The organism is Phenylobacterium sp., assembly GCF_004799395.1.
Taxonomy (GTDB): Bacteria; Pseudomonadota; Alphaproteobacteria; order Caulobacterales; family Caulobacteraceae; genus Phenylobacterium.
Genome location: NZ_SSMZ01000028.1, coordinates 1 through 24,869 on the forward strand (window position 1 = coordinate 1; position 24,869 = coordinate 24,869).

The 24,869-nt window shown below is 68.1% G+C and carries 19 protein-coding genes; 11 read left to right on the forward strand and 8 right to left on the reverse strand.

Annotated elements, in window-relative coordinates; genetic code table 11:
* The 8 genes from tkt to iolG form a co-directional block, all read left to right on the forward strand.
* Nucleotides 1-2,019: transketolase (gene tkt, locus E8A12_RS02230; protein WP_293366126.1), on the forward strand; the 2,019-nt coding region annotated here is incomplete at its 5' end.
* A gap of 14 nt (nt 2,020-2,033) precedes the next feature.
* Nucleotides 2,034-3,179, forward strand: coding sequence for a transaldolase (tal, locus tag E8A12_RS02235; RefSeq protein WP_293366127.1), 1,146 nt, complete (start codon nt 2,034-2,036; stop codon nt 3,177-3,179).
* Between the two features lie 38 nt (nt 3,180-3,217).
* Nucleotides 3,218-4,201 (forward strand): phosphogluconate dehydrogenase (NAD(+)-dependent, decarboxylating), encoded by a 984-nt coding sequence (gene gnd, locus E8A12_RS02240; RefSeq protein ID WP_293366128.1) that lies wholly within the window; start codon nt 3,218-3,220, stop codon nt 4,199-4,201.
* Nucleotides 4,198-4,740 carry a gluconokinase gene (locus tag E8A12_RS02245; protein WP_293366129.1) on the forward strand — a complete coding sequence of 181 codons (543 nt, stop codon included), beginning with the start codon at nt 4,198-4,200 and terminating at the stop codon, nt 4,738-4,740. Before gnd ends, E8A12_RS02245 begins: the two co-directional genes overlap by 4 nt.
* Before the next feature lie 149 nt (nt 4,741-4,889).
* Complete coding sequence (locus E8A12_RS02250) at nt 4,890-6,692, forward strand: sodium:solute symporter family protein (RefSeq protein ID WP_293366130.1); 1,803 nt, start codon at nt 4,890-4,892, stop codon at nt 6,690-6,692.
* Nucleotides 6,693-6,701: 9 nt separating this feature from the next.
* A complete protein-coding gene (locus tag E8A12_RS02255; protein WP_293366131.1) occupies nt 6,702-6,926 on the forward strand; it encodes a hypothetical protein in 225 nt (74 codons plus the stop codon).
* A gap of 95 nt (nt 6,927-7,021) precedes the next feature.
* Nucleotides 7,022-8,014 (forward strand): Gfo/Idh/MocA family oxidoreductase, encoded by a 993-nt coding sequence (locus E8A12_RS02260; RefSeq protein ID WP_293366132.1) that lies wholly within the window; start codon nt 7,022-7,024, stop codon nt 8,012-8,014.
* A 3-nt stretch (nt 8,015-8,017) separates the two neighbouring features.
* Entirely contained in the window at nt 8,018-8,998 is a 981-nt protein-coding gene (gene iolG, locus E8A12_RS02265) for an inositol 2-dehydrogenase (RefSeq protein ID WP_293366133.1), read from the forward strand.
* On the opposite strand, the gene E8A12_RS02270 is transcribed toward iolG, so the two are convergent.
* Nucleotides 8,995-10,191 (reverse strand): glycoside hydrolase family 27 protein, encoded by a 1,197-nt coding sequence (locus E8A12_RS02270; protein ID WP_293366134.1) that lies wholly within the window; start codon nt 10,189-10,191, stop codon nt 8,995-8,997. The two genes, iolG and E8A12_RS02270, sit on opposite strands and share 4 nt — an antisense overlap.
* 371 nt (nt 10,192-10,562) lie before the next feature.
* On the opposite strand from E8A12_RS02270, the gene E8A12_RS02275 reads away from it, so the two are divergent.
* The 3 genes from E8A12_RS02275 to E8A12_RS02285 are packed head-to-tail and all read left to right on the forward strand — an operon-like array spanning nt 10,563 to nt 16,518.
* Nucleotides 10,563-11,885 carry an efflux RND transporter periplasmic adaptor subunit gene (locus tag E8A12_RS02275; protein ID WP_293366135.1) on the forward strand — a complete coding sequence of 441 codons (1,323 nt, stop codon included), beginning with the start codon at nt 10,563-10,565 and terminating at the stop codon, nt 11,883-11,885.
* Nucleotides 11,882-15,055, forward strand: a complete 3,174-nt coding sequence (locus E8A12_RS02280; RefSeq protein ID WP_293366136.1) for an efflux RND transporter permease subunit — start codon at nt 11,882-11,884, stop codon at nt 15,053-15,055. Before E8A12_RS02275 ends, E8A12_RS02280 begins: the two co-directional genes overlap by 4 nt.
* The gene (locus E8A12_RS02285; RefSeq protein ID WP_293366137.1) at nt 15,052-16,518 is read left to right on the forward strand and encodes an efflux transporter outer membrane subunit; all 1,467 of its coding nucleotides are present in this window, start codon (nt 15,052-15,054) and stop codon (nt 16,516-16,518) included. Before E8A12_RS02280 ends, E8A12_RS02285 begins: the two co-directional genes overlap by 4 nt.
* Nucleotides 16,519-16,566: 48 nt before the next feature.
* Here E8A12_RS02285 and E8A12_RS02290 read toward each other — a convergent pair whose 3' ends face one another.
* From E8A12_RS02290 to E8A12_RS02320, 7 genes are all read right to left on the reverse strand, one after another.
* The gene (locus E8A12_RS02290; protein ID WP_293366138.1) at nt 16,567-17,262 is read right to left on the reverse strand and encodes a response regulator transcription factor; all 696 of its coding nucleotides are present in this window, start codon (nt 17,260-17,262) and stop codon (nt 16,567-16,569) included.
* A gap of 224 nt (nt 17,263-17,486) precedes the next feature.
* Nucleotides 17,487-20,333 carry a TonB-dependent receptor gene (locus tag E8A12_RS02295; RefSeq protein ID WP_293366139.1) on the reverse strand — a complete coding sequence of 949 codons (2,847 nt, stop codon included), beginning with the start codon at nt 20,331-20,333 and terminating at the stop codon, nt 17,487-17,489.
* Nucleotides 20,334-20,558: 225 nt separating this feature from the next.
* A complete protein-coding gene (locus E8A12_RS02300; RefSeq protein WP_293366140.1) occupies nt 20,559-21,494 on the reverse strand; it encodes a fumarylacetoacetate hydrolase family protein in 936 nt (311 codons plus the stop codon).
* Entirely contained in the window at nt 21,491-21,943 is a 453-nt protein-coding gene (locus E8A12_RS02305; protein ID WP_293366141.1) for a heme-binding protein, read from the reverse strand. Before E8A12_RS02305 ends, E8A12_RS02300 begins: the two co-directional genes overlap by 4 nt.
* A gap of 9 nt (nt 21,944-21,952) precedes the next feature.
* Entirely contained in the window at nt 21,953-22,447 is a 495-nt protein-coding gene (locus E8A12_RS02310; RefSeq protein WP_293366142.1) for a nuclear transport factor 2 family protein, read from the reverse strand.
* Nucleotides 22,448-22,467: 20 nt separating this feature from the next.
* Entirely contained in the window at nt 22,468-23,787 is a 1,320-nt protein-coding gene (locus E8A12_RS02315) for an MFS transporter (protein WP_293366143.1), read from the reverse strand.
* Between the two features lie 29 nt (nt 23,788-23,816).
* On the reverse strand, nt 23,817-24,869 hold a 1,053-nt coding region (locus E8A12_RS02320), incomplete at its 5' end, for a PHB depolymerase family esterase (protein ID WP_293366144.1).

Below are 24,869 nucleotides of genomic sequence, written 5' to 3' on the forward strand. Positions count from 1 at the left end.
GACCGGCTGGCGATCGACACCATCCGCACCCTCGCCATCGACGCGGTGGAAAAGGCCCAGTCCGGGCACGCCGGGGCGCCCATGGGTCTGGCGCCGGTGGGCTACACGCTCTGGAGCCGGGTCCTCCGCTACGACCCCAGGATGCCCGACTGGCCGGACCGCGACCGCTTCGTGCTGTCCAACGGTCACGCCTCGATGCTGCTCTACGCCTTGCTGCATCTTGCCGGCGTCGAGGCCAAGGGACGCCCGGCCGTCAGCCTCGACGACATCAAGGCGTTCCGCGAGCTGGGCAGCCTCTGCCCCGGCCACCCGGAGCACGGCCATACGGTGGGCGTCGAGACCACCACGGGGCCGCTCGGCCAGGGGATCGCCAACAGCGTCGGCATGGCCATGGCCGGCCTCTGGATGGCGGCGCGGTTCAACAGGCCGGGCCACAGCCTGTTCGCCCATCGCGTCTACGCCATCTGCAGCGACGGCGATCTGATGGAGGGCATTTCAGGCGAAGCCGCCTCTCTGGCCGGCCATCTGAAGCTTTCCAACCTCTGCTGGATCTACGACGACAACAGCGTCAGCATCGAGGGCCCAACGGAGCTGACGTTCAGCGAGGACGTGGCCAGGCGCTTCGAGGGCTACGGCTGGGCCACCGCCCGCGTCGCCGACGCCAACGACACCGACGCCCTGGAGCGGGCCATCGCCGCCGCCCAGTCCGAGACCACACGCCCGACGCTGATCCTGGTGCGCAGCGTCATCGGCTATGGCGCCCCGCACAAGGCCGGGACCGCCAAGGCCCACAGCGACCCGCTGGGTCCCGACGAGGTCAGGGCCGCCAAACGCGCCTATGGCTGGCCGGAGGACGCCCAGTTCCTGGTTCCCGACGGCGTACGCGGACGCTTCGACGAGACGCTGGGCGCTCGCGGGGCGAAGCTGACCGCGGACTGGGCCGACGCGCGCCTGGCGCATCGCAAGGCGTACCCCGAACCGGCCGCCGAGCTCGACGCCCTGCTGGCCGGCGAGGCGCCAAAGGGCTGGGACCAGGACCTGCCGGTCTTCCCCGCCGACCCCAAGGGGATCGCCACCCGCGAAGCCTCCGGCAAGGCGCTGAACGCGCTGGCGCCGCGCCTGTCCTGGCTGGTCGGCGGCTCGGCGGACCTGTCGCCCTCGACCAAGACGCGCCTGGACTTCGACGGCGCCGGGACCTTCTCGGCCGAGGACCACGCCGGCCGTAACCTGCACTTCGGGGTGCGCGAGCACGTCATGGGCGCCATCGCCAACGGCATGGCGGTCAGCGGCCTGCGGCCCTACACCGGCACCTTCCTGATCTTCAGCGACTACATGCGCCCGCCGACCCGACTTGCGGCGCTGATGAAGGCGCCCTCGGTCTTCGTCTTCAGCCACGACTCCATCGGCCTCGGTCAGGACGGCCCGACCCACCAGCCGATCGAGCAGCTGGCGGCGCTCAGGGCCATTCCAGGCCTGATCACCCTTCGCCCCGGCGACGCCAACGAGACCGTCGAAGCCTGGCGCACGATCCTGTCGCAAAGCGGCCGGCCCGCCTGCCTGATCCTGTCGCGCCAGGCGATGCCGACGCTGGACCGCGGCGTCTATGCCGCCGCCAAGGGCGTCGCGAAGGGCGCCTATGTATTGTCCGACAGTCCCGGCGGCCAGCCGCAGGTGATCCTGATGGCCTCGGGCGCCGAGGTCGGCCTCTGCGTCGCGGCGGCAAAGACCCTGGAGGCCGAGGGCGTGCGCGTGCGCCTGGTCTCCGTGCCGAGCTTCGACCTTTTCGAGGCGCAGCCGCTGGCCTACCGTCGCGAAGTGCTACCTTCGGAGATCACCGCCCGTGTCGCCGTCGAGGCCGCTTCGCCGCTCGGCTGGGACCGTTACATCGGGTCTGAAGGCGAGGTCCTGGCCATGCACAGCTTCGGGGCTTCCGCCCCGGGCGACGATCTGATGAAGCATTTCGGGTTTACGCCGGAACGGGTCGTGGCCGCGGCCCGCCGCCAACTCAAGTCCGCCTGAGAAAGGTCCCCGCCATGACCGCCAATCCGCTGAAAGCCCTCACCGCCGCCGGCCAGGCCATCTGGCTCGACTATCTGCACCAGGACATCCTCGCGACCGGCGAACTGAAGCGGCTGATCGCCGACGATGGCGTCACGGGCCTGACCTCCAACCCCTCGATCTTCGAGAAGGCCATCGGCGACGGCTCGTCCTATGACGCGCGCATCGGCCAGCTGGCCGCCTCCGGCGGGACGGAGACCAAGGACCTCTACGAAGGCATCGCCATCGTCGACATCCAGGGCGCCTGCGATCAGCTCCGCCCCGCCTTCGACCGCCTGAACGGCCGCGACGGCTACGCCAGCCTCGAGGTCTCGCCCACCCTCGCCAACGACACCGCGGGCACGGTCGAGGAGGCGCGCCGTCTCTGGGCCGCCGTCGACCGTCCGAACCTGATGATCAAGGTGCCCGGCACCGGGGCCGGCGTTCCTGCCATCCGCCAGCTCATCGGCGAAGGCATCAACGTCAACGTCACCCTGCTTTTCGCCCTGCAGGCCTATCTCGATGTCGTCGAGGCGCACCTCGCCGGCCTGGAAGTCTTCAAGGCCTCAGGCGGCCACGTCGGCAAGGTGCATGGCGTCGCCAGCTTCTTCGTCAGCCGCATCGACACGGCCATCAACAAGAAGATCGACGATCAGCTCAAGACTGCCGACGAGGCCACGGCCCAGCGCCTGAAGGCGATCCGTGGCCAGGTGGCCATCGCCAACGCCAAGGTCGCCTACCAGCGCTACCTCGAGATGATCGCCACGCCGCGCTGGCAGGCCCTGGCCGACCATGGCGCCGCGCCCCAGCGCCTGCTCTGGGCCTCTACCGGGACCAAGGACCCGACCTATTCCGACGTCCTCTACATCGAGACGCTGATCGGCCCCGACACCGTCAACACCATGCCGCCCAAGACGCTCGACGCCTTCCGCGACCACGGCAAGGTCGCCGCCACGCTCACCCAGGATCCGGCCGCGGCTGAGGCGACCCTGAAGGAAGCCAACGCGTTGGGCCTGGATCTGAACGGCGTCACCGGCGCGCTGGTCGAGGACGGGGTGCGCCTGTTCGCCAAGGCCTTCGAAGACCTGCTGAAGGCGGTGGACGACAAGCGCCGCCGGCTCAGCGACAAGACCGCAGCCTAAGGCCCCCTCGCCCGACCGCGCCCAACCAGGAGATTCGAATGCAGATAGCCATCGTGGGCCTGGGCCGGATGGGCGGCAATATCGCGCGCCGGCTGATGCAGGGCGGGCATGACTGCGTCGTCTACGACCGCGACGCCAAGGCGGTCGAGGAGGTGACCAAGGACGGCGCAACGACGGTCGGCGGCCTCAAGGACCTGGCCCGGGCGCTGCAGGCGCCGCGGACCGTCTGGGTGATGCTGCCCGCCGGCGCGCCCACGGACGACACCGTCGCAGAGCTCGGCGACATCCTGGAGGCCGGCGACACGATCATCGACGGCGGCAACAGCTTCTACAAGGACGACGTCCGCCGCGCCCAGGCGCTGAAGCCCAAGGGGATCGCCTATCTCGACGTCGGCACCTCCGGCGGCGTCTGGGGTCTGACACGCGGCTACTGCATGATGATCGGCGGCGACGAGGCCGCGGTCGACCGCCTCGATCCGATCTTCAAGACCCTGGCCCCTGGCGCGGGGAACATCCCGTTGACCAAGCGCGCCGACGCCGCCGATCCGCGCGCCGTGGAAGGCTATATCCACGCCGGCCCGGCCGGCGCCGGCCACTTCGTCAAGATGGTCCACAACGGCATCGAATACGGCCTGATGCAGGCCTATGCCGAAGGCTTCGACATCCTGCGCAAGAGGGACCTGGCCACCCTGCCTGAAGACGAGCGCTACGACCTCAACCTCACTGACATCGCCGAGGTCTGGCGGCGGGGCAGTGTCATCTCGTCCTGGCTGCTCGACCTGACGGCCCAGGCTCTGGCCGGCGACGAGCGGCTGGCAGGCTATACCGGCGCGGTCGACGACAGCGGCGAAGGCCGGTGGGCGATCGACGCGGCCATCGAGGAAGCCGTTCCCGTCAACGTCCTGTCGGCGGCGCTGTTCGCGCGGTTCCGTTCTCGCGAGACCCACACCTTCGGCGAGAAGCTGCTCTCGGCCATGCGCTTCGGCTTCGGAGGCCACGTCGAGGGCCCGGCGGCACGATGAGCCGCACGCCGTCCCCGGCGCTGGACCCGGCGGCCATCGTGGTCATGGGGGTCGCCGGCGCCGGCAAGACCACCGTCGGCCAGGCCTTGGCGACGCACTGCGGCTACGCTTTCGTCGACGGCGACGCGCTCCACCCGGCCGCGAATATCGCCAAGATGTCCGCCGGCCAGCCGCTGACCGACGCCGACCGGGCGCCGTGGCTGGCCAAGGTCGCCGACTGGATGGACGCACGCCTCGCCGAGGGCCGCTCAGGGGTGGTCACCTGCTCGGCCCTGAAGCGGAAGTACCGCGACGAGCTGACCCTCGGGCGTCCGGCGGTGCGGCTCGTGCTGCTGGACGGCTCGCGGGAGCTGATCGAGGCGCGGGTGGCCAAGCGGACCGGCCACTTCTGGCCGCCCGGCCTGCTGGAGACCCAGTTCGCCGACTTCGAGCCGCCGGGCCCGGACGAGGCCATCCTCGTCATCGACGTGGCGCCGCCCGTCGATATTCAGGTCGCCGAGATCGTGGAGCGCCTGGCGCTGACGCCCGCCGCGGCCTAGCCGGCGGCGGAGAGGCGCCTTGACGGCTGGCGCCGGATGACCGCCACTTCCCGGGAGACGCCGACTCCCGCCGGCGGCGCCGAGAGCGCCGAACGGTCCACATCGCCCTTGCGATGAAGGCATAGGGGCCGGCAGGGGGAAGAACGCGCATGCAGTTAGGCGCCGTCGATTGGGGCATCATCGCCCTTTACCTGCTGTTTGTGCTGGGCATCGGCATCGTCGCCTCGCGGCGCAACAAGAGCGGGACCGACTTCTTTCTGGCGGGCCGGGCGATCCCGGCCTGGGTCGCGGGCCTGGCCTTCATCTCGGCGAACCTGGGCGCGCAAGAGGTGATCGGCATGGGCGCCTCGGGCGCCAAGTACGGCATCTCGACGGCGCATTTCTATTGGATCGGCGCCATCCCGGCGATGGTGTTCATCGGGGTCTTCATGATGCCGTTCTACTACGGCTCGAAGGCCCGCTCGGTGCCCGAATATCTGCGCATGCGGTTTGACGAGAAGACCCGCGCGCTGAACGCCACCATCTTCGCCTTCATGACGATCCTGAATTCCGGGATCTCGATGTATGCGCTGGCCAAGCTCATCCAGACGCTGCACGTCTTCGACATCCCCTTCGAGCGAATGGGCCTGCCGGAGTCCTGGATCTTCCACGCCGCGATCGGCGCCTCGGCGCTGGTGGTCCTGGTCTACATCTACATGGGCGGCCTCAGAGGGGCGATCTACAACGAGGTCCTGCAGTTCTTCCTGATCGTCGCCGGCTTCGCGCCGCTTGTCTGGCTGGGCCTGAAGCAGGTAGGCGGCTGGCATGGACTGGAGACTACGCTCGGCCCCAGCTACACCCAGGCTTGGCACGGCATGGCGCACGCCAGCACCAACCGTCTGGGGGTCGACTGGTTCGGCCTCTCCATGGGGCTCGGGTTCGTGCTCTCCTTCGGCTACTGGTGCACCGACTTCCTGGTGGTCCAGCGGGCCATGGCCGCCGACTCCATGACCGCGGCCCGGCGCACCCCGCTGATCGCCGCCGGCGTGAAGATGTTCATCCCCTTCATCGTCATCCTGCCCGGCCTGATCGCCATCGCCCTGACCTCGGCGCCGGACAAGACCGGCGCATTGAGCCACCCGGTGGCCGTCGCCGGCGCGATCCAGCAACACGACCCCGGCGTCATCCCGATCAAGATCGACAGCGCCACCGGCAAGCCGATGCTGGACGCCCGCGGCCGGCCGCAGCTCGACTACGATCTGGCCACGCCGAACCTGCTGCTGCGCTACTTCCCGACCGGCATGCTGGGGGTCGGCCTGACCGCGCTCCTGGCCAGCTTCATGTCCGGCATGGCGGGCAACGTCACCGCTTTCAACACGGTCTTCACCTACGACATCTACCAGGCCTACATCCGACGAAAGGCCGACGACGCGCACTATGTCCTGGTGGGACGCCTGGCGACCTTCTTCGGCATCGCCGCCTCGGTGGCGGCCGCCTACCTCGCCAGCCAGTTCAACAACATCAACGACTTCCTGCAGCTGATCATGGCCTTCGTGAACGCGCCGGTGTTCGCCACCTTCCTGCTCGGCATGTTCTGGAAGCGGACCACCGGTCATGGAGCCTTCACGGGCCTCGCCGCAGGCACGCTTACCGCCGCCATCCATCACGGCCTCACCCTGCCGCTGGATGACATCGTGGGACTGAAGGGCGGCTGGATCGCGGTGACCCACACCTATCCCAGCGAGATGGCCCAGAACTTCTGGACCGCCATCTGGGCCTGGAGCGCCTGCTTCCTGGTGACCATCGCCGTCAGCCTGGTGACCCGCCCGCGGCCCGAGGAGGCGCTCGCAGGCCTTACCTATTCGCTGACGCCGAAGACCAGCGAGGCGCACGGCGCCTGGTATGGCCGCCCCGTGCTCCTGGGCGTTGTGATGATCGCCGCGGTCATCGTCCTCAACCTCATCTTCCGCTAGGAGGCGGCCATGCTTTTCGACGTGCGCCTGCCGATCGGCCTGCTGTTCTTGGGGATCGGCGTGCTGGTGACCGGCGCTGGCCTGATGGGCGACCCGGCGGTCTTCCGCGCCCATTCCGCGGGGCTCAATATCGACGTCGCCTGGGGCTTGGTGATGGGCGGTTTCGGCGTCATCATGCTGCTGCTGGCCGGCCTCGCCAAACGCAAGGCCCCGCCCGCCGACGGCGAGTCCTAGGACCGGCGTCGGACCTTCGCCCTTCGTCAGCTGCAAGCGCCATGTCGGCGCCGCGTCGTCTTGTGTTGTGCGAGGTTTGCTCCCTAGAAGGGCCCATGCACAGGATCGCTCAGATCGGCGCGGGGCGGATGGGCGCCGTCCACCTCGCCAACGCCGCCCGCAATCCACGCCTTGAGGTGGTCTGGCTGGTGGATCCGCGGCCCGACGCCCAGGCGATCGCCGCCTCGGCGGGCGCAAGGATAGCAAGCGTCGATCAGGTGCTGGCCGACGCCAGCATCGAGGGCGTCGTCGTGGCCAGTTCGACGGACACCCACCTGGCCCTGGTCAAGGCCTGCCTGGCCGCGGGCAAGGCGGTGTTCTGCGAGAAGCCGCTCGACCTCAGCCTCGCCAGCGTCCTGGCGGCGGAGCCCGAACTCGGCCACCCGAAGACGCCCCTGTTCGTGGCGTTCAACCGCCACTTCGATCCGCAGGTTCGGGGCCTGCGGGCGAAGATCGCCGCCGGCGAGATCGGCGACCTGGAAACCTTGCAGGTGATCAGCCACGATCCTGCGCCGCCGCCGGCCAACTTCATCCCCACCAGCGGCGGGCTCTTCAAGGACTTCGCCATCCACGATTTGGACATGGCCTGCTGGTTGATGCCGGACCCGATCATCGAGGTGTTCGCTTGGGCGAGCTGTCTGGTGGACCCGGCCATCGCCAAGGCCGGCGATGTCGACACCGCCCGCACCCTGCTGCGCGACGCCAGGGGCCGCCTCTGCTCGATCAGCAACACCCGGCGCAGCGGTTGCGGCTACGATCAGCGGGTGGAGGCCTTCGGTTCGACCGGCATGGCCAGCGCCGGCGACCTGGTGACCGACAGCGTCCAGGTCTGGCGCGAGGCCGGGCCGCAGACCGCGCCCCGGCACAAGGATTTCATCAGCCGCTACGCCAAGGCCTATAGCGCCGAGATCGACCACTTCGCCGACATGCTCGCGGGCGCCGCCCAGCCGGAGACCGGCTATGCCGACAGCGTGCGCTCCCTGCGGCTCGCCGAGGCCGCCGCGCATTCGGTGGCGATCGGCGCGCCGGTGCGGCTCCAGGGGACTTAAGCGATGTTCAAGATCGCCCTGCTCGGCGCCGGACGGATCGGCAAGATCCACGCAGCCAACGCCGCGGCCCATCCCGAGCTGACGCTGAGCCATGTGGTCGACCCCGCGGCTGAGGCCTCGCAGGCCGTGGCCGCGGCGACGGGCGCCGCCGTCGCCTCGCTCGACGCCGTCCTGGCCGACGCCAGCGTGGCCGGCGTGATCGTCGCCAGCTCCACCGACACCCACCTCGAGTACTGCGTGGCGGCGCATGCGGCGGGCAAGGCGATCTTCTGCGAGAAGCCGCTGGACATGGACTTGGCCCGGGCGCGGGCCGCCGCAGACAGCCTGCAGGGCGCACGGCTGTTCCTCGGCTTCAACCGCCGGTTCGACCCCAATTTCCAGGCCCTCAAAGCCCGGCTCGATGACGGATCAATAGGACGGCTGGAGACCCTGCAGATCACCAGCAATGATCCGGCTCCGCCTCCGGTCGCCTACGTCAAGGTTTCCGGCGGGCTCTTCAAGGACATGGCGATCCACGACTTCGACATGGCCCGCTGGCTGCTGGGCGAGGAGCCGGCGGAGGTGTTCGCCTGGGGAAGCTGCCTGGTCGATCCGGCCATCGGCGAAGCCGGCGACATCGACACCGCCCGCACGGTGCTGAAGACTGCCGACGGCCGGTTCTGCGTCATTGCCAACAGCCGCCGCTCAGGCTTCGGCTACGACCAGCGGATCGAGGCCTATGGCTCGGGCGGCATGGTCCGCGTCGCCAATGTGCTTGAGAGCACCGTGCAGGTCTGGACCGAGGGCGGCGCCCAGGCTGACCGGTTCCAGAACTTCTTCCTCGACCGCTACCGTGACGCCTACCGCCAGGAGATGACCCACTTCGCCGATATCCTGGCAGGCCGGGTCGGGCCCAGCGTCGGCTACACGGACGGCGTCGCGGCCCTGGCGCTGGCCGAGGCCGCCGCCCAGTCGTTGAAGTCCGGCCTGCCCGTCAGGCTCTAGCCGAGCCTCAGCACCACCACTCCATGGCCCACCACCAGGGCGCGGTAGGACGTGAGCTTGCCCAGGTCCTTGGCCGCCCAGACGTCGCGGGTCTTGACCGGCGCCTTCAGCCCAAGGTCGGCATAGCTCACCTCGACGTAGGACGGCTGGTCGGAAAGGTTGAACAGGCCCACCGCCTTGCCGCCGCCGGCCAACGGCTTGGCCCAGACCTCTAGAGGCCCTTCGGCGTGCACCCGGTCACCTTGGCGGCCCGCCTTGTCCTGGTCGATGGCGATCACCTCGCGATTGGTGAGGATGGCCAGGGTGTCGGGCGTCATCTTCGACAGGTCGTTGCCCGCCAGCAGCGGCGCGGCGAGGAGCGCCCAGAGGCTCATGTGGGTGCGGTACTCGATTGGGCTCATGCCGCCGTTGCCGACCTCCAGCATGTCGGGGTCGTTCCACTGGCCAGGCTTGGCGTACTTCGCCAAGCCGGCCTGGCCGAAGCCGATCTGGGTCATGCGGGAGAAACGGTCGGTGATGTCGCCGGTAGTGCGCCACAGGTTGCCGCCGACCGAGCCGCCCCAGCGCCAGACCTGAGCCACGCCGTATTGGCAGAGGCTGTAGACCATCGGCCGGCCCGTGGCGCTGATCGCCGCGTCCATCTTCCGGTAGGCGACGAGCTCGATATCCTGGGCCTTGTCCAGCGAGCCCGTAGCCTTCATCCGGTCGCCCAGGCTGCAGAGGTCGTACTTCAGGTAGTCGATCCCCCAGTCGGCATAGGTCTTGGCGTCCTGCGCCTCGTGGCCCTCGCTGCCCTCATAGCCGGCGCAGGTCTTGGGGCCGGGCGAGGAATAGATACCGAGCTTCAGTCCCTTGGCATGGACGTAGTCGGCCAGCGCCTTCATGTCCGGGAACTTGGCGTTGGAATGGATCACGCCGGCCGCGTCGCGGGTCCCCTCCCAAGTGTCGTCGATGTTGATGTAGCGGTAGCCCGCGTCACGCATGCCGCTCGACACCATGGCGTCGGCCTGGGCGCGGACCGTCGCGTCGTCGATCTTGGCCGCGAAGTGGTTCCAACTGTTCCAGCCCATCGGCGGCGTGGCGGCCACGGATGGCGGCGCGGCCGCGGCGGCGGAGGGTCCGGCCAGACTGAACAGTCCTGCGGCCACGGCCAGCGACGCAAGGGCGCGCGGGCCCCTCCAGACAGAATGCATTGAAGCTTCGCCTCCCCCATTTTTTCAAGCATACCCCAGCTTGGCCCTTGTGGCGCGCGGCGGCGACGCCTTATCGCGTCGGTTCCGGCTCGGCGGTCACCAGACACTGCCGTTCGGGGAATCCCACAGCCAAGCTCTTTGCGCTATCATTGGCGAACGTGTCGAACGGTTGAAGAGCTGTCGCAAGCTGGACACAAACTTGCAAATCGGGCTGAATACTGTGGTCACGTCGGGCTGAAGAAGTTGAGGTAGCGCTTGCGCGTTCTCCCGACGCACGCCTGTTGGCGAACGGTCACCCTCGCATGGGGGCGTTTCGGCGCGGCCGGACCGCCCGAGGGCTCCTTGCGGCCCAAGTCAGGCGGGCGTCGGGGATGAGCGCCGCGAAGTCCGCACCTCGCCGCCGGCGCTATCTCGTGCTGGGCGGACTGGGCGCCCTGGCGGTGATCCTCGCCGCATGGGCGATCCTGCATAGGCCGCCGGCGAAAACGCCGCCGCCGCACGCGATCCCGGTGACCGCCATCAAGGCCCAGGCCCAGGATTTCCAGCTCGCCATCACGGCCCTCGGCGCCGCCCAGGCCTGGACCAGCGACATGATCTTCGCCCAGGTCAGCGGCAAGCTGATCCGCGTCAACTTCAAGGAGGGCAGCGAGGTCCGGGCCGGCCAGCTGCTGGCCGAGGTCGACCCGCGGCCGTTCCAGGCGGCGCTCACCCAGGCCGAGGGCACGTTGAAGCGCGACGAGGCCAGTCTGGCCGGCGCGCGCCGGGACCTGGAGCGCTACCAGCACTTGCAGGGCGAAGGCGGCGCCTCGCGCCAGCAGTTGGAGGATGAGGAGGCGACCGTCGGCCAGGACGAGGGCACGGTCGAGATCGACCGCGGCGCCGTGGCGGCGGCCAAGCTCAATCTGGAGTTCTGCCGCATCGTCTCGCCGATCAACGGACGGGCCGGCGTGCGCCTGGTGGACCCCGGCAACCTGGTCAGCGCCAGCGGCTCGGTCAGCAGCGTCGTCAACAGCTCCTCGGCCACCAGTACGGCATCGCCGGCCGGCGGCTCAGGCGGTTCGTCGACCTCAGCCTCGAACGGCCCGACCTCGAACAGTGGCTCGAGCGGCGGCGCAGGGATCGTGGTCATCAACCAGCTCCAGCCCATCGCCGTGACGTTCTCCGTGCCGCAAGGCGAGTTCCAGCGGCTGGTCGGGGCTTCGGGCGGTTTCAGCCGGCCGCTGCCCGTGCGCGCGCTGAGCCAGGAGACCGGCGAGCTGCTGGACACCGGGGTGCTCACCGTCGCCGACAACCGCGTCGATCAGAGCACGGGCACGGTGGAGCTGAAGGCCCGTTTCGCCAATTCCGGAAAACGGCTGTGGCCCGGCCAGTTCCTCAATGTGAGCCTGGGAGTCCAGAACCTGCCCCAGGCCGTCGTCCTGCCGCTGGCGGCGGTGAACCGCGGACCCAAGGGACAGTACGTCTTCGTGATCGGCGCTGACCACAAGGTGGCCATGCGCCCGATCGCCGTCCTCAGCGTCCAGGGCCAGGAGGCGGTGATCAAGTCGGGCGTCAATGTGGGCGATCTGATCGTCACCGATGGCCAGATGGTGCTGAACAACGGCTCGCTGGTGCGGCTCGTCAATCCAGGCGCGGCGCCGGCGAGCGGCGCGCCGGCCAGCGGCAAGGCGGCGGCCGGAAAGCCGTCGTCTTGAATCTCTCCCAGCCTTTCATTACGCGGCCGGTCGCCACCACGCTGATGGCGGTGGCCGTGCTGCTGGTCGGCCTGGTGGCCTTCTTCATCCTGCCGGTGTCGGCCCTGCCGAACGTGGACTTCCCGACGGTGCAGGTGAGCGCCAGCCTGCCGGGCGCGAGTCCGGAGACCATGGCCTCGAACGTAGCGACGCCCCTGGAGCGGCAGTTCTCGCTGATCCCCGGCATCAGTCAGATGACCTCGACGAGTTCGCTGGGCGCCACCAGCGTCACCATCCAGTTCAAGCTCGGCCAGAGCCTGACCGCGGAGTTCCAGCAGGTGCAGGCCGCGATCAACGCCGCCAGCGCCCAGCTGCCGACCAACCTGCCCGCGCAGCCCACCATCCGCCAGACCAACCCTGCCGACGCGCCGATCATGCTCCTGGCGCTGACCTCCGACACCCTGCCGCTGGACCAGGTCTCCAACTTCGCCGACGTGATCCTCTCGCAGCAGATCTCGACAATCCAGGGCGTGGGCCTGGTCAACATCGGCGGCCAACAAAAGCCGGCGGTGCGTATCCAGCTCGACCCCCGCAAGGTCGCCGCCCGCGGCCTGCAGCTCGACACCGTCCGCGCCAAGATCGCCGCGGCCACGACCAACGCCCCCAAGGGCGCGATCACCGGCTCCGTCCAGAACCTGACGGTCTACGCCAACGACCAGCTGCTGGACGCCGCGCCCTGGAACGACATCGTGGTCGGCTATTCCAACGGTGCGCCGGTAATGCTGAAGGACGTCGCCACCATCAACCAAGGCGTCGAGAACAATCAGGTCGGCGCCTTCATCTATCCGGGCAAGGCCAACACCGACAAAACCTTCAACGCCACCGGTCAGGGGATCATGCTGGTGATCTTCAAGTCGCCTGGCGCCAATGTGATCCAGACGGTCGACGACATCCGCAAACAGTTGCCGAAGCTGGAAGCCAATATCCCGCCCGGCATCAAGATCCACATCCTTCGGGACAGCACCCAGACCATCCGCGCCGCCGTCAAGGACGTGGAGATCACCCTTCTGATCACCGTGGCCCTGGTGGTGGTGGTGATCTACCTTTTCCTGCTGAACATCCGCGCCACCCTTATCCCCAGCGCGGTGATTCCCCTGGCGCTGCTCGGGGCGGCGGCCTTCATGCTGCCGGCCGGCTTCAGCCTCGACAATCTGTCGCTGATGGCGCTGAGCATCGCCGTGGGCTTCGTGGTCGACGACGCCATCGTCATGGTGGAGGTGATCTGGCAGCACATGGAGAAGGGGGAAAAGCCCTTCGAGGCGGCCCTGAAGGGCTCCAGCGAAGTCAGCTTCACCATCCTTTCCATCTCCATATCGCTGGTCGCGGTGTTCACGCCCCTGATGTTCATGGGCGGCGTGGTGGGCCTGCTGATGCGGGAATTCGCGATCACCCTGAGCGCCGCGGTGGTGATCTCCATGCTGCTGACGCTGACCTTCACGCCCATGGTCTGCAGCCGGTTCCTGAAGGTCCCGCAGGAGCCGAACAACCCCATCCTGCGCGGTCTCGACCACGGCTTCCGTTGGCTGGAGGAACGCTACGCCCGCGGCCTGGACAAGGTGCTCGAGCATAAGCTGATCACCCTGCTGATCTTCGTCGGCACGATGGCGCTGGCCGGCTACTTCTACGCCACCGCCAAGACTGGATTCTTCCCGCAACAGGACACCGGCTTCCTGAGCGGGATCATGCTGACGTCGCAGGACGCCTCCTTCGCCAAGGCCAAGGGCAAGATCCAGGCGATCGGCGCCACCATCGCGGCGGATCCGGCTGTGACCGGCGTCGGCATGTTCGTCGGCAACGGCGGCGCCAACCAGGCCAACATGTTCGTCGCCCTGAAACCCAAGGACGAGGGCCGCAAGTCGACCGCCGACGAGGTGATCGCCCGGCTGCGCCCCAAGCTGGGCAACCTGATCGGCGCGCAGGCCTTCCTGCAGGCGACGCAGGACATCAATATCGGCGGTCGCGCCGGTCAGGCTCAGTATCAGTACACCTTGTCGGACTCGAACCTGGCCGAACTCAACAGCTGGGCGCCGCAACTGCTCACCGAGATGAAGGCCCTGCCGGAGCTGAAGGATGTGAGCTCCGACCAGCAATCCAACGGCCGCGCCGTCAACCTGACCATCGACCGCCAGGCCGCCGCCCGCTTCGGCCTGTCGCCCACCGACGTCGACACCGCGATCTACGAGCTGATCGGCCAGGACGAGATCACCCAGTATTTCACCCAACAGAACAGTTACCACGTGGTGGTGGAAGGCCCGCCGGACCTTCAGGCCACGCCGGACATTTTCAACACCGTCTATGTGCTGTCATCGAGCACCGGCAAGACGGTGCCGCTGTCGCAGTTCGTGAAGGTCGACCCGTTGGGCACGGCCAGCCTGACGGTGAACCACCAGAGCGAGTTCCCCGCCGCCACGCTCAGCTTCAACCTGTCGCCCGGCGTCTCGCTGAGCCAGGCGACCGCGGCGATCGAGAAGACCCGCGACAACCTGGGCGCGCCCGCCACGCTGAACGGCGCCTTCCAGGGGACGGCCCAGGCCTTCCAGCAATCGCTGTCCAGTGAGCCGGTGTTGATCCTGGCCGCCCTGATCGCGGTCTATGTGATCCTGGGCGTGCTCTACGAGAGCTTCGTCCATCCGCTGACGATCCTGTCGACCCTGCCGTCGGCGGGCCTCGGCGCGCTCCTGGCGCTGAAGCTGGCCGGCCAGGACCTCAACGTGATCGGCATCATCGCCATCATCCTGCTGATCGGCATCGTAAAGAAGAACGGCATCATGATCGTCGATGTCGCGCTGCGGCTTGAGCGCGAGGAGGACCTTTCGGCCGAAGAGGCGTCGCGACAGGCCTCCCACCAGCGCTTCCGGCCGATCCTGATGACCACCGCCTGCGCGATGCTGAGCGGCGTGCCGATGATCCTGATGAACGGGACGGGTTCGGAATTCCGCCGGCCGCTGGGATTCGCCATCGTCGGCGGCCTGTTGGTTTCCCAGGTGCTGACCCTGTTCACGACCCCGGTGATCTACATTTACCTCGACAAGCTCCGGAACTGGCGGCCGGGCGGGCATCGCAAGGCCGAGGACAGCAAGGCCCCACCGGGATCGCCCGACGATCCGCAGCCGGAGGCCAGCCCGTCATGACGGGTGGCGTACCGAAGCCCTGGAGGGCCGCCGTCCTTGCGCTCGTGCTGGGCGGCTGCGCCGTCGGGCCCGACTACCACAGGCCATCCGCGCCCACGTCAGCCGCCTTCAAGGAGGCCGCCGGCTGGACGCCGAGCCATCCGGTCGACGCGCTCGATAAGGGCGCCTGGTGGTCGATGTTCGGAGATCCGGAGCTGAACGGCCTGGAACAGCGGGTCGCGACCTCCAACCAGACCGTCAAGCAGTTCGAGGCGGCCTACCGTCAGGCCCACGATGTCGTCGCAGAGGCGCGGGCGTCGTTCTTCCCGACCGTCAGCGCCATCGCCAACGCGCAACGCTCGAGAGGGGCCGTCACCACCACGGCGCCGACCACCACCCGCGGCGGGACCGGCTCCACGACGACCACCGTCCCGACGCCCACCATTTCCACAAGTTATGAGGCGGCGCTGGAGGCCAGCTGGGTCCCGGACCTGTGGGGCAAGGTGCGGCGTACGGTGGAGAGCGACAAGGCCCTGGCCCAGGCCAGCGCCGCCGACCTCGCCAACGCCAAGCTCGCCGCACAGGCCTCCCTCGCCGAGGACTATTTCCAGCTGCGCGTTCTGGACGAGGAGGCGCGGCTCTATGGCGAGACCGTCGCCGGCTACCAACGGCTCGTGAAGCTGACGCAGGATCAGGTCCGCGAAGGGACCCAGCCACAATCGGCGGTGCTGACGGCGCAGACCCAACTCTACGGCGCGCAGGCCTCGCTGATCGCCGTGGGCGTGATGCGCGCCCAGATGGAGCACGCCATCGCCATCCTGGTCGGCGTTACGCCCGCAGACCTGACGATCGCGCCGCAGCCCTTCCGCCGCGACGTGCCGACCCCTCCGCTCACCCTGCCCTCGACCCTGCTGGAGCGCCGGCCCGACATCGCCGCGGCGGAGCGGCGCGTGGCGTCGGGCAATGCGCTGATCGGCGTCGCCGAGGCGGCTTACTTCCCGGACGTGACGCTCTCTGGCGACTACGGGATCGCCGCCAGCAGTCTCGGACAACTGTTCAAGGCGTCCAGTACCCTGTGGTCGTACGGGGCCAGCGCCGCGGAGACCCTCCTCGACTTCGGGCTTCGTCGGGCTCAGGTCCGCGCGGCGAAGGCCCAGCACGACCAGGACGTCGCGGTCTACCGGCAGACCGTGCTCACGGCGTTCCAGGGGGTGGAGGACGAACTGGCGGCCTTGCGCATCTACCAGCAAGAGCAGGAAGTCGTGTTGCTCGCCGAGCAGGCCGCGCAGCAGACGGTCAACCTGGACCTCGACGAATTCCGCGAAGGGACCATCGACTACACCACAGTGATCGCCGCCCAGGCCAGTCTGGAGAGCGCCTCGCTGACTGTGCTGACGACGATCGAGAGCCGCCTCAACGCCAGCGTCCTGCTGGTCGAGAACCTCGGCGGCGGATGGACGACGACCGACCTGCCGCGCGGGTGAGGCCGGCGCCGCCAGGCCCTGTCCCGGGGTCCGGGCGCGGCGTATCGATCAATCCCCCTTCTGGACCGGACTTGCGAACAGATAGCCCTCGCCGCGCACCGTCTGGATGAAATCAGGGCCGCCGGCGCGGGTGAACCGGGCGCGCAGCCGGGCGATCCGGACGTCCATGACCCGCCCGTTGAGGGCGCGCTCGGACAAGGACGACAAGCTCTGCAACACGGCGCGGCTGAGGACCTGCTGGGGGTCGGTCACAAGGCTGCGCAGCAGGGCGAACTCCCCAAGTGGCAGGATCATGCGCATGCCGCTCGGCGCGCGCAGCTCGCGACGCGCCGGATCGAGCGTCCAGCCGCCGAATGTCCAGCCTGGCGCCACGGGCTTCGGCCGCTGAAGCCGTCTGAGGACAGCGCGCACCCTGGCGCGGACCTCCCGCAGGTTCACCGGCTCGGCGAGGCAGTCCGCCGCGCCGGCTTCCAGGGCCTGGATGCGTTCCTCGTCATCGGCGGCGTCCGAGACGATCAGCACGCAGGGCGCGGCGCCGGCGCCGGCGGACCTCTGGCACAAGTCGATCGTTTCGGCGGTCAGGTGGGCCGTCTGGACCAGGAAAAGGTCGAAACGCCGCCTGGCGGCCTCCGCGCTTCCGGCAGCCGGGTCGGCCAGGCGCTCGACGGCGAACCCCTGCCCTCGCAGGAACTCCGCCAGGCCGGGCGCTTCGCCCACAAACGCGATCCTCGCCGCTTCGATCATGCGGAACGCATCGAGGGCCCACGGCTGTCGCCGCGCGGTCCTGCCGATCCGTTCGAGAAAAGGTGCGTCACCATCCGACGCCGCCGCACGCTGTGTCCGTTGCGGACTCAACGCAGAACGGGCCAAGGAGATCATTATTGGGCGCGAACCGGCCGGAATTCCTTCTCCACGCAAACGCCCGCCAAGGTCACGGCGCCATCGCAACGGCGCCCGTGACCTCGGGCTCAGTATTTCATCCGCAGGCCGACCGTGTAGTAGCGCCCGACCGGATCGTCGCCTGCGACGTAGGGCGTGCCGAAGCCTGGGATGCCGGCGAATGTTGTGGAAGGTGAGATCCGGGGCTGCTGATCGAACAGGTTGTTGATGATCACGAAGCCCTGCAGGTCGCGGCCAGCGGCCTTGAACCGGTAGGTGAAGTTCAGGTCGTGATACCAGATCGCCGGCAGATCGGGTCCTGCGTAGATCTGCAGTGGGTTCCCGCTCAAGGCCTGGCTGCTCAGATAGCGCACCTGCCACAGCGTCGAGAAGGGCCCGAGCTCATAGCCCACCGTGCCGGTGACCCGGTCAGCCGAAAGGCCCGCCACTCCGGCCGCTTCGGTCAATTGCGACGTCGGATAGGTGCGGCTCTTGAGGACCGGCTGGTGGGACCAGAGCAACCGCAGATCGAGATGTCCGGGTACGCCGCTGATGACGTCGCTCAAGGTGCGGTCGGTCCGCGCCTCGACGTCGAACCCGTGCGTGTAGGTCTGGGCGATGTTCTGGTTGAGATTGTAGACCAGCGTCGGGAAGTTGGCCGCGCTGTGGTCGCTGAACGGCAGCGGCCGCACGATCGTGGCGCAAACGGGCGAGGTTCCGCCGGAGGCCTCGCATTCCTGGAGGATCGCGGTGTTGGAGCCGTTGATCGAGCCGATCGCGTTGGCGATGACGATATTGTAGTAGTCGAAGGACAGCGAGAACCTCGGAATCCAGGACGGCGTATAGACGACGCCCGCCGTAGAGGTCCGCCCAACCTCGGGCACCAGGTTCGGATTGCCGCCCCCCTGCACCCGGATCACGCCGTTCACGCCGGTGTGGGGATCGTTGACGTTCAGGATCGAGATCGTCGTGCCGGCGTAGAGGTCGGCCAGCGTCGGCGCGCGGATGTCGCGCGACTCTGAGAACCGGAACCGCACGTCCTCGATCGGCTGGTAGTTCAGGCCGACCTTCCAGGTCGTGGCTGGGCCGCTGGAGCTGTAATCGGTGTAGCGGACAGCGCCGTTGACCTCGAGCCTCTCGACCAGCGGTAGGTCCTTCAGCAGCGGAAAGACGCTCTCCGCCCCCACTTCCCAGACGTTGTTGGAGCCTTGCTGCGGCGCCTGCGTGGCGTAGGCCCAGTTCGTGGTGGGCGGGACGCCGAGGCGAATCCCGGTGGTGACCGGTACGGTGAGCGAGCTGGCGTTTGAGGTTTCCACGAGGCTCTGCGACCGGAACTCCGCATCGAGCGCCACCGAGACCGGGCCAGCCCAGTTCTGGAAGGCGACACCCGAAATCGTCGCGGCGACGTCGTCGAGCTTGTTCAGCGCTTGCCACTGGGTGTTGTCGTAGATGTACGCCTTGGCCGCGGCGCTCGCGGTGTTGTTGCCGAGCAGGTTCAGCGGCGTGCACCCGGGGTAGAGCCCGGGATTGGTGATCGAGACCCGGCAGACGATGTTTCCGCTCGAATCCTTCACGGCGTCCAGCGCAGCGTAGAAGCGGGGATAGTTGATGTTGTTGTCCTGAACCGACCTCAGTCTGGCCTCGCCATGGGTGTAGTAGACGTCCCAGACGTAGTCCTTGAGCACCGTGCCCGTCAGGCCGGCGGTGATGTTGAAGGTGCTGTTCGTCTGGGTGGTCGAACTGTCCGAGGCGAGGTCGCGGCTGAGCCGCGCCACGGTGAAGCTGGGGACGTTGGCCGCCGTCAGCTGGGCCTGCTGGGCCGCCGACAGGAAGGCATTGCCGCTGTAGATGGTGAACGGCGTCGGCGGGGCGTTGGCGGTGAGCTGATCGGCGCTCCGTTCCTGGGCCCCGTTGACCTGGAAATAGGCCTTAGCGTCGTTGCTGACGTCATATTCAAAGCGGCCGAACAGCTGGTCGCTGAGGATCGGCGGGGTGAGCGCCAAGCCGTCGTAGTAGGCGCCGTCGCCCCCGACCGTGACGCTGCTGGTCTTGGTCGCCGCGCCAGGCGTGAAGGGCGCGAGGACGCCGGCGCCGACGAATTGCTGCCCCTTGAACGGGCCGCTGGTCACCAGACCGCCATAGGTCGCTCCCGCCAACCGGGCGTCCTGCGTCAGGACGAACGGATTGGCGGCGGTGCCCGCGCCCGTATAGACCGGGACTGAAGCGCTGTAGTCGCGGTCTTCGTGCGCCTTGATGCCGGTGTTCTGGTAGTGCTCATAGCTCCAGATGACATGACCGCGGTCGAGAACGTCGCCGCCGCCCGCAATTCCCAATTTGGTCGACGGCGAGTCGCCGCGATCCGAGATTCCGGTCTGGGCCTCGAAGGTTATGCCCGTGAACTTGTGGTCGAGCACGAAGTTGACCACGCCGGTCACGGCGTCCGAGCCATAGACGGCCGAGGCGCCGCCGGTGACCACGTCCACGCGCTGGGTCAGCATCTCCGGCAGGGTGTTGGTGTCGACCTGGCCGTTCAGCGTCGTCGGCGGAACGCGCCGGCCGTCCAACAGGATCAGGGTTCGCACCGGACCCAGGGAGCGCAGGCTCAGGAAGTTGCCGAAGAGGACGCTCGGCGGGCCGCTGCTGGCCCCGTTGGCGGAGCCGGCGTTGATCGCCGAACCGGCAAACTGGGGCAGTTTGTTCAGGGCGTCGGGGATGGTCGTGGGCGTCGTGGCCTCCAGCCGATCGGCGGTGGCTACGGTCTCAGGCACCGGGGAGGTGAAGCCGTCCCGGATGTGGGTCCCGGTGACCACGACCTCTTCGAGCTGCGTCGCGGCGGGTGCGGCGGGTGCGGCGGCGACCTGCTGGGCCAGGGCCGGCGAGGACAGCGCCAGGAGACTCACGCTCGTGCATAGCGCGGCAGACAACTTGGTAGTCATGTTTCCCCCTAGGCCTTTTTTTAACCCCGCCTGGACGGCAGGTTGTTCGCATCGCTTCGTTTCGAGCTACAGCGGACCGATTGAGCCTAACTTCCCTTAGTCTCTAGAAAAACATATTTGAAAACTTAGCCATATTTTTCGAATTGTTTCGTCATTAGTCTGTATGTCACAGATTTGTACTTTGACGAGACACTAGGCGACCGCAGCCTATCCTGAAAGTGATCTTCATGTGTCTCCCGGGTAATCCGCAGGATCGAGAGGCGCCTGCAAGTCCGGCCAAGGCTGATCTCCCGATCTCGGCGGTTCGGCGATGACAGTGTTTTCGATGTGGCCGAGGCCCTCGACTTCGACCCGGACGGTCTGCCCGACGGTCAGCCAAAGCGGCGGATGCATGTACTGGCCGACGCCCGAGGGCGTGCCCGTCGTGAGGATGTCTCCGGGCTCCAGCGTGAAGACCGCCGACAGTTCCTCGATCATCTCGCCGAAGGTGTAGATCAGCTCCTCGGTGTTGCCGTCCTGACGCAGGACGCCATCCACCCAGGTGCGTAGACGCAGCTTATGGGGATCAACGATCTCGTCGGCCGTCGTCAGCCAGGGGCCTATGGGCCCGTGCGTGTCGAAGGACTTTCCCAGGGTCGCCGTCGGCGACCTCTGCTGCCAGTCGCGCACGCTCACGTCATTGCAGACCATGAATCCGGCGATGGCGCCGGCGGCCTCCGCCTTGCGGACGTGACGGACGCGGCGGCCGATCACCACCGCCACCTCGCCCTCATAGTCGAGCTGGGGGGAGACCCGCGGCAGATGGATGGGGTCGTATGGCCCGTTGACCGCGGTGACCTGCTTGTTGAACCAGTTCTGATGCTCGGGAAGCGTGCGCCCGCGCGACACGACTTCGGCGGCATGCGAGCGATAGGAGAGGCCTAGCCCCAGGAACTTCCGGGGCGCGGCGATCGGCGGGCGCAGGCGCACCTCGGCCAGGGGATGGCGGCGCGCGCGAAGGGCCGCCGCCGACAGTGCGCTGCGCGCCTCGTCGCCGCCCTCGAGCAGGACGCGAAGATCGCCCGGCAACCGCGGATCGGCGGCGCCGAGGTCGGCGATCTCCGCCCCCTCGACGAGGCCGACGCCGGCCAGGCCGTCGCGGGTGAAGGCGGCAAGCTTCACTTGGGCGCGCCGGGCCCGTGGCCGCCGTCCGCGACCAGTCCGACCTGTTCGATTCCGAAGACCGCGCAGGCCTCGTCGTTGTCGGGATGGTCGCCGCTGGCCCCGGCCGCGCCGATGATGTCGCCCTGCGCATCGCGGATCAGCACGCCGCCCCCCACCGGGATCACCCGCCCCTGAGAGGTGGCGGCGATCGCCGCGTAGAAGGCCGGCGCCTCGATTGCGCGGCGCGCCAGGTCGCGACCGCCGTGGCCCATGCCGAGCGCGCCCCAGGCCTTGCCCTGGGCGATCTCCGGTCGGAGGATGCCCGAGCGATCCTGCCGCTTGAACGCGACCAGATGGCCGCCGGCGTCGAGGACGGCGATGGTCATCGGCCTGAATTTCAATTCGGCGGCGCGGGCGAGGCCGGCGTCGACGATCTGCGACGCCTGCTCCAGAGTGAGGACGGTCATGGTCGCTCCTTAAGGCTTGGGCTGCGGGGTTTGCGGGTCGCTCAGCGGCAGACGCAGGGCGTAGATCCGCTCGTAGATGTGCTCGGCGAAACGCCAGCGGCCATCCGCGTCACGCACGCAGACGCCGGAGACATTTCCCACGCGAAGCTGGACATCGGTTTCGGACACGGCGGGGTCGAACGCGTAGTTCGACAGCACCACCCGGATGTCCGCCCTGTCGTCAGCTGAAGGCGCCACATGGAGGTTCGACCACAGATGCCGCGTGGTCCGGCGCGGGTCACGCAGGCGGTCCGCGTAGAAGGCTTCCACCGCGGCGCGTCCGTGGATCGCCGAGGCGCCCGGCCTGAAAAGGCTGTCGGCTGTGAACTGCTCCGCGATCTCCTGAGGGCGGCGAGAGTCGACCGCGTCGCTGAACCGCAGCAGCAGCAGCGAGACTCCGTTGGTGTCAAAAACGGGATCGGCAGATCCGGCGATAGGACCGAGGCGGGCAGCGTCGTTGGACATGGGGGGCCTCCCTGACGATCTCAGGCCTTTGGACGCGGGACATTCTGCCCGACACCGAAAACGGCCAAGGCCGCGCCGGCGGACATCACCCCGACGATCAGAAACAACCGCGTCGTGGCCATGCCGGCCCCTACCATCAGACCCCCGGCCACGGGACCGACGATCGCTCCGACCCGGCCGACGCCGATCGCCCAGCCGACCCCGGTCGCCCGAAGTCCCGTGTCATAGAAGCTCGCGCAGTAGGCGACCGTGCACATCTGCGCACCCACGCTGAAAACCCCCGCCATGAAGGTCGTGGTCAGCAGCCAGACGCTGGATTGGCCGGACGACCCGATCAGGATGATCGCCAGCGCTCCCAGGGCGAAGGCGAAGCTGATGAAGGTCGTGGGATCGCCTTGACGGTCGGCAAGGCGGCCGATCAGCAGGCAGCCCACGATCGCGCCGAGGTTCACCGACGCCACGGCCAGAACCGCGCTCGACATGCCGATGCCAGACTGCCGGGCGATGATCGGGATCCAGTTGATCAGGAAATAGGTCAGCAACAGGCTGAGGAAGAGCGTCGTCCACAGCAGGAGCGTGCCTACCGCTCGCCCCTCGGTGAATAGCGCCGCCACCCGTGACCGATCCGTCTGCGACGGCGCAGTAGCGAGCTTGCCGTCCCAGGCCGCCGCCCACTTCATCCGGTGGAGAACGGCCGACACCCGGGCGCGCTCCTGATTCAGGGCCAGGAAGCGGATGGACTCTGGCACCCATATGACGATGAACGGGAGCAGCATCAGCGGTATGGCGGCGCCGACATAGAAGATGCTGGGCCAGCCGAACGCCGGGATCAGGCGGGTCGCCGCGACGCCGCCAACCACCGCGCCCAACGGGAAGCCGCAGAACATCAGCGACACCAGGGTCGAGCGCAGCCGCGCGGGAGCGTACTCGGACGTCACAGAGATGAGGATCGGCAAGGCGCCGCCAAGGCCCAGGCCCGTCACCAGCCTGACGGCGATTAGCGGCCCGACTGACGCTGTCAACGGCGTCGCCAGGGTGACGAGCGCAAACAGGAGCATCGCGGCGATCAGGGCCGGTTTACGCCCGACGCGATCGGCCGCCAGTCCAAACAGGAAGGCGCCGATCAGGCTGCCGAACAGGCCCACCCCGAACACCACGCCGAAGGTCGAGGCCTTCATCCGCCACGCCGAGGCGATCACCGGCGCGACCAGCCCGATCGACTGGGTGTCGAACCCATCGATCATTGCGACCAGGGCGCAGAGCCCGAAGATCAAGAGCTGCTGGCCGCCGAGCGGGCTGGTGTCGACGATCGTCTCGAGGTCGAGTGTTCCGGGTTTCATCCGCCGCCCCTCCCCAGGGCAGGTCTGGCCTAGCGGGGGACGTAGCTGAGCGAGCCGTCGGGGTTGCGGCTCCAATGCTTGAAATAGTCCCATTCGAGCTGCGCCTGCCGCGGATCGCCGCCGTGGGTCAGGTCCTTCACCCAGACGAAGCTGAACAGGTTCAGCGGCGCGGCGTCAGAGCTTGAATAGGGGTAGACCTTGAACCGGCCCTGCGGATAGCGCGCGTCGACCGCCTCCGGGAGCTGCTTGGCGCCCGGAACAAGGACGTCGTAGCCAGGCCCCGTGGGACTGTGGAACGGCCTGGAGGTATCGGCCGTCGAGATGTGGTTGTAGGTCTTCACCTCGTCGATGGCGCCGCGCAGGATTCCCTGCGACGGGATTTCGCCGTCCACAGAGCCGCCGCGGTCGGCGTCGCCATAGAGCAGCAGCATCGGGGTGCGGGCGTCCGACTTGGCCTTGACCTGGGTGATCCGCGCTTCGACATCCTTCGGCATCGGACCGATGCCGCTATTCGGCGATACCCCGGCGAACAGTTCCGGATGGGTCAGGCCCATCATGTAGGTCAGGCCACTGCCGAACGAGAAGCCCTGCATGAAGACCCGGCCCGGATCGGCGCCGTAGTCGGCCTCCACCGCGGCGATCACCTTCAGGATGTACTGCTGGTCCGGCCCGTCGGGGTCGTCGAAGTTCCAGGCGTCCCGCTGGCCCTGCAGATAGACGGTGATGAAGCCTTCCTTCTCGCCGACCTCATGCATCTTGATCTGGCTGAGATACATCCAGGCTGGGAATGCAAAGCCGTGCGCGGCGAGCACCACCGGCAGCTTCTGACCCTTGCGATAGCTGGCGGGCGTCTTGACGTAATAGCTGTAGGTCTGGTCGCCCACGGCGATGGATTTCACCTCGAAGGCTTTGTCCACCTCAGCGTGCGTCATCAGCCGCCCGAGGTCGCCGTTCGGCGAAGAGGTCCACCGGGCGACCCGCGCGAAAAGATCGTTCCAGATCACGCCGGCAAGCGCGCCGTCGGCCGCCGCCGAAGCCGGCAGCGTGGTGGTGCGGACCTGCTGGGCAGGGTTGTCCCGCGA

Bases quoted from the DNA above. Each gene is read 5' to 3' on its own strand.
- E8A12_RS02310 (WP_293366142.1), bottom strand. From the start codon at position 22,447: ATGTCCAACGACGCTGCCCGCCTCGGTCCTATCGCCGGATCTGCCGAT.
- E8A12_RS02305 (WP_293366141.1), bottom strand. From the start codon at position 21,943: ATGACCGTCCTCACTCTGGAGCAGGCGTCGCAGATCGTCGACGCCGGC.
- E8A12_RS02250 (WP_293366130.1), top strand. From the start codon at position 4,890: ATGCAGTTAGGCGCCGTCGATTGGGGCATCATCGCCCTTTACCTGCTG.
- E8A12_RS02275 (WP_293366135.1), top strand. From the start codon at position 10,563: ATGAGCGCCGCGAAGTCCGCACCTCGCCGCCGGCGCTATCTCGTGCTG.
- tal (WP_293366127.1), top strand. From the start codon at position 2,034: ATGACCGCCAATCCGCTGAAAGCCCTCACCGCCGCCGGCCAGGCCATC.
- E8A12_RS02245 (WP_293366129.1), top strand. From the start codon at position 4,198: ATGAGCCGCACGCCGTCCCCGGCGCTGGACCCGGCGGCCATCGTGGTC.
- E8A12_RS02290 (WP_293366138.1), bottom strand. From the start codon at position 17,262: ATGATCGAAGCGGCGAGGATCGCGTTTGTGGGCGAAGCGCCCGGCCTG.
- iolG (WP_293366133.1), top strand. From the start codon at position 8,018: ATGTTCAAGATCGCCCTGCTCGGCGCCGGACGGATCGGCAAGATCCAC.
- E8A12_RS02255 (WP_293366131.1), top strand. From the start codon at position 6,702: ATGCTTTTCGACGTGCGCCTGCCGATCGGCCTGCTGTTCTTGGGGATC.
- E8A12_RS02285 (WP_293366137.1), top strand. From the start codon at position 15,052: ATGACGGGTGGCGTACCGAAGCCCTGGAGGGCCGCCGTCCTTGCGCTC.
- E8A12_RS02270 (WP_293366134.1), bottom strand. From the start codon at position 10,191: ATGCATTCTGTCTGGAGGGGCCCGCGCGCCCTTGCGTCGCTGGCCGTG.
- E8A12_RS02315 (WP_293366143.1), bottom strand. From the start codon at position 23,787: ATGAAACCCGGAACACTCGACCTCGAGACGATCGTCGACACCAGCCCG.
- E8A12_RS02260 (WP_293366132.1), top strand. From the start codon at position 7,022: ATGCACAGGATCGCTCAGATCGGCGCGGGGCGGATGGGCGCCGTCCAC.
- gnd (WP_293366128.1), top strand. From the start codon at position 3,218: ATGCAGATAGCCATCGTGGGCCTGGGCCGGATGGGCGGCAATATCGCG.
- E8A12_RS02295 (WP_293366139.1), bottom strand. From the start codon at position 20,333: ATGACTACCAAGTTGTCTGCCGCGCTATGCACGAGCGTGAGTCTCCTG.